The organism is Streptomyces griseorubiginosus, from assembly GCF_017614965.1.
Lineage (GTDB): Bacteria > Actinomycetota > Actinomycetes > Streptomycetales > Streptomycetaceae > Streptomyces > Streptomyces griseorubiginosus_B.
The window spans coordinates 1-2,578 of sequence record NZ_WVUG01000553.1 but is presented as its reverse complement, the minus strand read 5'-3'; the positions used below and the strand labels follow the sequence as shown (position 1 = coordinate 2,578).

The following is a 2,578-nucleotide window of genomic DNA, read 5'->3' as shown; positions in this document are numbered from 1 at the left end:
GCGGGAGGGTGGGGTGGTACTCGCGCGGCTGTTGCGGCGGTTGCATGCCGTTCCCGGGTGGGACAACGGCGGGTGCGTCGTGCACCTCGATCTGCATCCCGACAACGTGATGCTCACCCCCGACGGGCCCCGGGTCATCGACTGGAGCAACGCCGAGGAGGGGCGTCCCGGCCTCGACTGGGGCATGTCCGCGATCATCCTCGCCCAGGTCGCCGTGGGCGATGCGCCGATCGCCGGTCTCGCGCGCGAGGTGCTGAGCGGCCTCCTCGCCGACCCCTCCCACCTCACCGAGGACGGCCTGACGGAGGCCCGGCGCCGACGCGCGGCTCAGCCCGTCATGAACCGGAGAGAGGTCGAACTCCTCAGTGAGGCGGAGGACTTGATTCGATCACTATGGCGTGAGCGTGGGAGCGTATGGCGTCGAAATGCGCCCCGTAACGACCGATTTCAGTGATCTTTCGGTCGTACCCGGTCGTGTGGCATATGTCCCGGCGCGGTGCGACCACACTGTCGGGGTGCTTGGGAAGAAGGACGCACCCGGTCCGGGGAACCTGCCGCCCGACAGCCGCCCCTTTGTCGGACGACAGGACGAACTCGCCTGGCTGGCTGAGGAGTTGATGAGCGGTGGACGGCTGCTGACCCTCGTGGGGGTCGGCGGGGTCGGCAAGACGCGGCTCGCGATGCGAGCGGCAGAGGCGGCTCGGGACGTCCACCCCGACGGCGTGTGGCTGGTGGAGTTGTCCGCGTTCCGGGCCTGCGGCCAGGTGCCGCTGGCCGTCATGGAGACGCTGCGGCTCGTCGACCGCTCGAACGGTTCGGCGATCGAGGCGCTGTCACTGTGGGCGCGGGACAAACGGTTGCTGCTGGTCCTCGACTCGTGCGAGCACCTGCTGACGGACTGCGTGACCCTGGTCGCCGATCTACTGGCGGTCGCTCCGGGGCTGCGCGTCCTCGCCACCAGCCGGGAGCGGCTGGGGATGCCGGGGGAGCGGGTCCTGGCCGTCGACCCCGGGGTCGCCCAGCGGTTCGACGCCGGCTCATCGCTCGCTCACCCGAGCGCCGCCACCGCGTCCATCTCCACCAGCACCCCCTCCCGCACCGGCCGTGCCACCACCGTCGTACGGGCCGGAAGCGGGGTGCAGTCGGCGAAGAACTCCCGGTAGACGGCGTTGAACTGGGGAAAGTGGGAGGGGTCGGCGAGATAGCAGGTGCAGCGGGTGATCGACGTACGGTCGCCGCCCACCGCCGCGACGACGGCCTCGACGTTGGCGAGTACTTGCCGCACCTGCGCGCCGAAGTCCGCCGGCATCTCCCCGGTCACCGGGTCCAACGGCCCCTGCCCGGAGGTGAAGAGGAACGGCCCGACACGCACCCCCTGCGACAACGGCGGCTCGCTGCCGTCCGCGAACCGCACGAACGGCGCCCGTTCGGTACGCACCGCTTGGAGAGCGCCCCGCCCCTGACGAGGGGTGGGCCCGCCGAACGGCAGCCGCAACGTCCGGGAGGCGAGCAGCCACCGCCCGTCGACGCGCCGGAAGGTGTCCTCGTAGTGACCGACCTGCACGGGTGCGCCGGCCGGCACCATGCCGCCGTCCCAGCCCTCGATCCGGTACGTGGTGAAGTACGAGGTCGCCTCGGCCGTGTCCGCGGACGTCACCGTGACGCGGATGTTGGACATGATCCGCCGTGAGAGCTTGTCCGAGGGGCGCGCGCCGAAGTAAGCCCGCAGCGCCTCCCGCCCTTCCGCCCGGCGTCCGTCCCCGGGTGGGGGCCACTCCCATACCCCGTCCTCGGTGAACAGCTCGGCCACGGAGGCGGGTTCACCGAGGTCGAGCCGGTGGACGAAGTCGAGGATCAGACGTTCACAGGCGCGTTCGGAGCGCTCGACACGTTCGGCGTGCTCGGCGTGCTCGGCGTGCTCGGCGTGCTCGGCGGGGAGGTGATCCATACGGAAGGTCGTAGCACATGACCTGACCTCAGACGGCCACGTACGTCACCGGATCGCTCCCCGTCACCGCCTCGGCCCGCCCCAGCTTCACCAGTCGCCGCAGGTGTGCCTCGGCCTCCGAGACCGCGATGTTCCTTGATCCGTAGGGGATTTGGTCCCAGGGGCGGTTCCACTCCATCCGCTCGGCCAGCTGCCAGGGCGTGAGGGGTTCGACGAGGAGGGAGCGCAGGTCGGTGAGCCGTTCCTCGTGGTGGTCGAGCAACTGCCGTACGCGGGCCGCCGCGTCGGTGAAGGCGTACTGGTGGGCGGGGAGCACCTCGGCGGGGGCGAGCCGGCCGACGCGCTCCAGGGAGTCGAGGTAGTCGCCGAGCGGGTCGGTGACCGTGGCGTCGTCGGGGTCCTCGTACAGGCCGATGTGCGGGGTGATCTCGGGGAGCAGGTGGTCGCCGGAGAACAGCCTTCCCGAACCCGGGAGTTGGGCCGGATGCTGCTCCTCCAGATGCAGGCACACATGTCCTGGGGTGTGGCCGGGCGTCCAGATCGCGCGCAGGCGCCGGCCGGGCAGGTCGAGCAGTTCGCCGGGGACGATCTCCCGGTCGGGCAGGGCGGGTGAGAAGCCGGGCAGGGTGG

The 2,578-nt window shown here is 71.0% G+C and carries 4 protein-coding genes and 1 pseudogene; 2 read left to right on the top strand and 3 right to left on the bottom strand.

The window, feature by feature from the left end:
* Both GRC12_RS43500 and GRC12_RS43495 read left to right on the top strand, forming a co-directional pair.
* A partial coding sequence (locus GRC12_RS43500) for a phosphotransferase (RefSeq protein WP_208785961.1) occupies positions 1-454 on the top strand: 454 nt, incomplete at its 5' end.
* Positions 455-515: 61 nt separating this feature from the next.
* Entirely contained in the window at positions 516-1,163 is a 648-nt protein-coding gene (locus GRC12_RS43495) for an NB-ARC domain-containing protein (RefSeq protein ID WP_208785960.1), read from the top strand.
* Here the strand turns inward: GRC12_RS43495 and GRC12_RS46175 are convergent.
* From GRC12_RS46175 to GRC12_RS43485, 3 genes and pseudogenes are all read right to left on the bottom strand, one after another.
* Entirely contained in the window at positions 1,049-1,372 is a 324-nt protein-coding gene (locus GRC12_RS46175; RefSeq protein WP_308286764.1) for a RidA family protein, read from the bottom strand. The genes GRC12_RS43495 and GRC12_RS46175 overlap by 115 nt on opposite strands.
* A gap of 84 nt (positions 1,373-1,456) precedes the next feature.
* Positions 1,457-1,879, bottom strand: a pseudogene (locus tag GRC12_RS43490) (nuclear transport factor 2 family protein); the annotation flags it as partial.
* A gap of 97 nt (positions 1,880-1,976) precedes the next feature.
* A partial coding sequence (locus GRC12_RS43485) for an MBL fold metallo-hydrolase (protein ID WP_208785959.1) occupies positions 1,977-2,578 on the bottom strand: 602 nt, incomplete at its 5' end.